The organism is Streptomyces sp. F001 (genome assembly GCF_004187715.1).
Lineage (GTDB): Bacteria > Actinomycetota > Actinomycetes > Streptomycetales > Streptomycetaceae > Streptomyces > Streptomyces flavusporus.
On record NZ_QZWF01000094.1, the window covers coordinates 1 to 6,008 of the forward strand.

Genomic DNA, 6,008 nt, shown 5'->3' on the forward strand with positions numbered 1-6,008 from the left:
CCGCGGCGACTTCCCTGCTGCTCTCGCTGCCGTCCCTACCCTGGGCTGGAAGGGCCGCCACCACCGCGTCCTGGGCCATATTCACTTGCCCCACGGCGACATGGACCGTGCCGTCGCCGCGTTCGAAGCCGCACGGACTGAAGCCGAGCAGCACAACGCCCCGGGTGAGCGGGCCATCGCCCAGACCCTCCACGCCCTGGCCTGCGCCTTCATCGACCCGCTTCGCGCCGACGAAGAACTCGCCCTCGCCTACCAGTTCCTCGCTCAGCTCGATCAACGGGCCACCACCCTCCTCGCCCAGGTCACCGCCCTCGTACGCGACGCTGGCACCGACCGCGACGTCACCGGCCGCGCCACTGTGCTGCGCACCGAGATCACCGTCGCCGGACTTGCCTGGCTCACCCCGCTCCTGGAGACCGCTCTCACCTTCCACCACGCCGTACGCGGCGCACAGCACGACCTGGCGGCCACCATCGACCGCCTGCGCGAGGAAACCGCGAACGGCGACTTCGCCTACTACGTCCCCATCGCAGTCGGCATGGGCGACCTGCCTCAGTCCACCGGCCCCGCCATACGCTGGCTCGACGATGAACCCACTGGCCGGGCCCGCTGGCGCGCCCTGGTCACCGCCCGCCAACACCATCTACGCGGCACCCAGTAGCAGCGCCGTGGTCGACGACCGCGCCCGCCTACCGCAGGGAGCCGACGTTGCCCACCGCACGTCTCGAGCCCCAGCTCGCGCCGCGCTTCCAGGCTGTACTCGCGCAGCACCGAGCCCTCCGGCCCGCTGCACTCCCAGCCGTCCGCCACGTACTGGCGGATCATCTGCCGTAGCAGCTCGCTGCGGGGCGATGAGTCCAGCGCCGCGTGGACCACGATAGTCGGGCTGGGCTCGTCGTAGCTGTCCCACCAGACGGGCACCTTGCCGTCGCGCTCGGGGACCAGGTGGTGCTCGACGTAGCGCACCGGCAGCTGATTCGGGCCCGGCAGCGGCAGAGCCGTCTCACGGTCGACCACGCGCAGCGACGCCGCCTTGAGGAAGGTCCCGACCGCTGGCACCGCCGCTGCCCGGTAGCCCTCGGTCCGCTCCAGGGCTACCGACGAAATGGCGTGACCTGCGGCTTTGCGGCGCCCCGTGCGTGATGGTCCCGTGATGGATTGAGGAGGTTCCCGGAGTTCCAGCGCTGAGGGCTGGTCGCTGATTCGGGTGGATCAAGGCGGGTCCCAGATTGGGACTCGCTGCGGAGCGCAGTCTTCTCGCGTGGTGGCACAGCCGAAGAAGCCGCGTCCCAAGCGGCCTGCGATCCATCTCGGGGAGATCGATACAGCCGCGCTCGTCGACCGTCTCCGAGAGCTGTACGAGGCTGGTGGCGATCCGGAGTTCGAGCAGTTCCCGACTTCCGACGAGCTGCTCCTCGTACTGCGGCACGCGGAGCGGACGGTCGGCGAGTTGAGGGTCGACACCGCCAAGGTCGACCCGAGGGACGTGATGGGCGAGGCAGCGGTCATTCGTACGAAGCTGTGGCAGTACCTGCGGGAGCAGGCGGATGCCGGACAGCTGAAGGCCATCGAGGCGGGACGGGCGGTCGGCCGGCCTTGGCACCGCTTCAACGAGGCGCTGTGCGTGAACACCAAGCACGGCGCCCAGCAGAAGGCTCAGAGGTTGAAGGCCGAGCAGGTACGGCGTCCTGATGAGCGACGGGCCCCCGAGACAGCACGCGCGCACGAACTGATGGATGCCGCCGAGGAGGTGGAGCGGCTGGGCCGGATCGCAAGGCACCTGCCTCTCTTCCCGATCGCGCATCGGCTGTGTCACCAGCTCCTGGAACAACGAGACGGTCTCGCGGTCGACGGCATGTGGGAGTGGTGGCTCGACGACATCGCCGAGGTCGTCGACAACCGCACGACCGACCTGGAGAAGGCCAACCTGCTGGACCTGTTGGCCAGCTTCGTACGAGAGATCCACAAGCTGGCCCGGGACCGGAACCAGCCCGCAACGACGACGGACGAAGCCCGGCAAGCCCTCACTGCGGCCACGGATTTCGTCCACCGCCCCGTGCCGGCGATCCCCCGGCAGCAAGCACGCTCCCAAACTGGGACCCCCGCACGGCGCTCAGAAGCTGTGTTAGGTCCTGACATGACAAGTGTGACCACCTCCGGTGGCCCATCCACCTGCCCTACGCCCGTGATGCCCGGACCCTCGAACGACAGACTCAGTCCGCGGCCGCCCGCTCCCCAGCCGGGCGCCTGCGCCACGCGCGCTCGGTGAGCGACGGCGGCTGCCAGGCACCGTCGGCCTGATAGAGATCGGTGCCAGGCGCCACGATCTCGTCGACACGGTCGAGCACCGCGTCGTCGAGCAGCAGGTCAGCTCCCTTGAGCAGTGAGGTGAGCTGGTCCATGGTGCGCGGACAGATGATCACGGACGTGACGGCCGGGTGCACCAACGGGAAGGCGACGGCCAGTTCCGGCAGAGTGCAGCCCACCTCCTCAGCGAGAGCGACGAGTTGCTCGACGGCCGCAAACTTCGCGGCGTTGCCCGGGACGGCGGGGTCGAAGCGGTGCGGAGTGCGCTTGGCGCGGCCGGTGGTGAGGTCGACGGACCGGCCCTCGCGGTAAGCGCCGGACAGAAATCCCGAGGCAAGCGGTGACCAGGTCAGCACTCCCATGCCCAGGCGCTGCGCGGTGGGCAGCACGGACCGTTCGATGCCGCGCGCGAGAATCGAGTACGGCGGCTGCTCCGTGCGCAGCCGCAGCAGTCCGCGCCGCTCCGCCACATGGTGAGCCTCGACGAGGTCCTCGGCGGGGAACGTGGAGCAGCCGAACGTCCGGATCTTGCCCGCCCTCACCAGGTCGCTGAGGACGGACAGTGTCTCCTCGATGTCGGTGGTGTGGTCAGGACGGTGCACCTGGTAGAGGTCGATCCAGTCCGTGTCCAGGCGCCGCAGACTGTCCTCGACGGCCTTGAGGATCCAACGGCGCGAATTGCCGCTGCGGTTGCGTCCCTCTCCCAGCGGAAAGTGCACCTTCGTGGCGAGCACGACGTCGTCGCGTCTGCCCTTGAGCGCCTTGCCGACGATCTCCTCGCATTCGCCGGCCGAGTACATGTCGGCGGTGTCCACGAAGTTGATGCCGGCGTCGAGCGCGGCGTGGATGATGCGTGCGCTGTCTTCGTGGTCGGGGTTGCCGACGGCACCAAACATCATCGTGCCGAGGCAGTGGGTGCTGACCTCGATGCCGGTCTTGCCGAGGACTCGATAGCGCATACCGGTGCTCCGTCGCAGGCGGGGCGGGTTGGGAGCGTCAGCCTAGGACTTGGAGTGCACTTGACGGCAAGGGCACGGGGAGGTTCCGTCGGGCCGCGTTGTCAGTGGCGCCCGAGGCGGTCACCACCACCCTCGCAGCAGCCGCCGGAAGATCCTTACTCTGCCGTTCGGTTGACCGCCCGTCGACGCTCAACCGAACGGCAAACCGGATCACCGAAACCAATCACGCCCGTGACCTGCGCAAAGAGATGTGGCACAGCTTCTCACGCTGCCGCACACGAGGCGGACACCCGACCAGCTGAAGCCTGACCTCATTCCGTCACCCCGCGAATCGCATTTCGTCGGCAACCCCTCCAGCGCGCCGAGGTACCCCTCTGAGGGCTCCCCGACCTGCCCGACGCGCTCGTAGAACTCGACACGTACCCCCAGATTGATCATGTGGGCGATCCTGGCACGCCCGCCCCGCGACGCCACGCCGGGACCGCTGCCTCGGGCGCCGGGAACGAGAGCCGCACCCGCACCGCCTGCAGCATCTCGCGGTCCATCGAGAGGGCTGTGGAAGCAGCGGCGTACGGCATGGCCCACAGGCGCAGGTCGTGGATACACACTCCGGCGTGGCCGCGTGGCAGGGCGCACATGGCGCACGCCAGCTCCGCGACCGTCCCGGAGGACCCGCGTTCCCACCGGATCCAGGCCGGCACGAGGAAGCCGTGCTCCTCCTCGGCTACCCCCGCCAGGGCGCAGTGCTGACCTCCGTGCCCGCGGAACAGCAGGCAGCGCAGCAACAGCATCCCGCCGAGTTCCGGCACGTAGTCGCGGTACTCGGTACAGATCGCCAGGCGCGAACGGGGCGGCTTGGCCGAGCCGAGCAAACGCGGCGGAAGGACGGGCGCCGTCTCCGGCTCGGCGGCGGCCCGACGCCTCCGGTAGGCCGCCTGCCGGCAGGCGTTGGAGCAGAACCTACGGGGACGGCCCCCACGGCCACCCCCACGAGGTGACGTCAACTGCTGCAACAGGAACGGCTCCTCGCACTGCGGGCAGCGGAGGACCGCCGCCTCGCAGAGGTCCCGGACCCAACCACGCACCTCCGCCGACACGGAGATCCGTCCCCCGTCGAACTCGCCATTCAGCGACTGCCATAGACCCGGGTGTCGCAGCCGCCGGGTGGCCTTCTCAAACATTCCCCGCACGTCTTCCTCAGGACGGCGCAGCAGGCGCGCCGCCTGTGTCAGCGGCCACTCGAGGACGAAGATCATGAGGAACACCGCGGCTGCAAAGTCGTCGCGGCCGCCGAGTATGGGACCGAGGTCGCTGATGTCAGCTCGGTCCGCCGTGGGGTCCCGGAAGGTCCGCTGCCGCCTCACTGCTCGCCCCGCCCCCCTCCGGCCGCCGGCAACTGGCCCTCTGCCGTGCCCGGTCCCGGAACGGGCGGCGGCATCACCGCCATCTGGCCGGCGGTGATGCTGATTGACGGGGCCTGAGCGGCGGCAGCACCAGGCTGGCCCTCCGCCGCCGGCGAAACGGGCACCTGACCGGGCACGTTCCGCCACTTGCCCCACGGCAGGAAGCAGGACAACGCCCCGACCACATGGCTCAGCCCGAGCAGCACCTCAGGAACGTCCTCGGCCCGGGACTTCTTCAACACCGCCCGGATGGTCCAGGCGGCGAGCGCCGCGAGCATCACAACCACCGTGGCAAAGAACATGGCGTAGGCCAGGGAGTCGGTCAGCGGACCGGCCGACAGCACATGCACGAAAACCTCCAGAGACGCGAAAAGCCCCGGTCAACGGACCGGGGCCGGGTGAGCGAGGAGCAGCAGGAACACGAATGGGCGGCACGCGGCCGCCCGAAAAGAAAAACTCCCGCGTTCCCTCACGGGGCGCAGGAGCGGCTGCGGATACACGTGTGTCCGCTGCGAGAGGGAGTGTCGCACACGACATCCCGCACCGCGAACAGCGCCTGAGCCGCAGGTTGTTGACCTGCAGAGACTACGCGCCTGCAGGGGAGGTTTCGTAACACGAGACCGCAGGGCGGTTCGTCGGGCCGCTCACCGGCCGTACTGACGGCGCCGGACGGCTGGTGCGGGGACGGCCAGGGCCTCGGCCTGGTGGACGAGGACGTTGACGGCGTCGTGGGCCCGCTCGACGTGCCCGTCGAGCAGGACGGCGCGGGCTTCGAGGAGGGTGCGTCGGCAGCGCCCCCACACCGGCGGGGAGAAGATGAGGTTGACCATGCCGGTCTCGTCCCTCCTCGAGCGCGCCAAAGGCTACCCCGTTGGCGGTCGGCGGGCGCTGCAGATACTTGGCGAGTCCGCCGAGCCATATGCAGCGGGCCCACGAGCAGCTTGCCCAGATCGACACCGACTGCGCCGATCCACACCTGCCCCACCCGATACGGCGCCGACTCGAGCTCTGCCGCGCGAGCACAGAGAAGATCATTCAGGAGCATGAGGCCGCAGCAGGGCGGACGGCCAGCAAGGACAGCACATGACGACAGCCCCGGACGACTCCCTGGCCCCTGGCGAGTAGGCCGACGGCACTGAAGCACCCGCGGCGCCGGCCGCCGCAGGTATCGCCGAGACGGTTGGCCGCGTGCTGGCCATGGCCGCCGCGGCGGCGAGTCCGTCGCGCCCCGGCGATCCCGCCGAGATCGAGGCGATCACTGACGCGATGATCCGCCTGCTGGTGGGCACACCTCTGCGTTCCGACGGTCAATTGACGATCAAGTCCCTCGCCCAGGAGG

General features: G+C 69.5%; 5 protein-coding genes and 1 pseudogene. 2 read left to right on the top strand and 4 right to left on the bottom strand.

Annotation, left to right across the window (positions count from 1 at the left end; genetic code table 11):
- Nucleotides 1–661, top strand: a pseudogene (locus StrepF001_RS44045) (ATP/GTP-binding protein); the annotation flags it as partial.
- A 600-nt stretch (nt 662–1,261) separates the two neighbouring features.
- Entirely contained in the window at nt 1,262–2,269 is a 1,008-nt protein-coding gene (locus StrepF001_RS44050) for a hypothetical protein (protein ID WP_129803686.1), read from the top strand.
- On the opposite strand, the gene StrepF001_RS44055 is transcribed toward StrepF001_RS44050, so the two are convergent.
- The 4 genes from StrepF001_RS44055 to StrepF001_RS44070 form a co-directional block, all read right to left on the bottom strand.
- Nucleotides 2,214–3,266, bottom strand: coding sequence for an aldo/keto reductase (locus StrepF001_RS44055; protein WP_129803687.1), 1,053 nt, complete (start codon nt 3,264–3,266; stop codon nt 2,214–2,216). The genes StrepF001_RS44050 and StrepF001_RS44055 overlap by 56 nt on opposite strands.
- Nucleotides 3,267–3,700: 434 nt before the next feature.
- The gene (locus StrepF001_RS44060) at nt 3,701–4,522 is read right to left on the bottom strand and encodes a hypothetical protein (protein WP_129803688.1); all 822 of its coding nucleotides are present in this window, start codon (nt 4,520–4,522) and stop codon (nt 3,701–3,703) included.
- Nucleotides 4,523–4,626: 104 nt separating this feature from the next.
- On the bottom strand, nt 4,627–5,013 hold the full coding sequence (locus tag StrepF001_RS44065) for a hypothetical protein (protein ID WP_165396580.1): 387 nt from the start codon (nt 5,011–5,013) through the stop codon (nt 4,627–4,629).
- A gap of 300 nt (nt 5,014–5,313) precedes the next feature.
- A complete protein-coding gene (locus tag StrepF001_RS44070; protein ID WP_240797995.1) occupies nt 5,314–5,499 on the bottom strand; it encodes a hypothetical protein in 186 nt (61 codons plus the stop codon).
- Between the last annotated feature and the right edge of the window lie 509 nt (nt 5,500–6,008).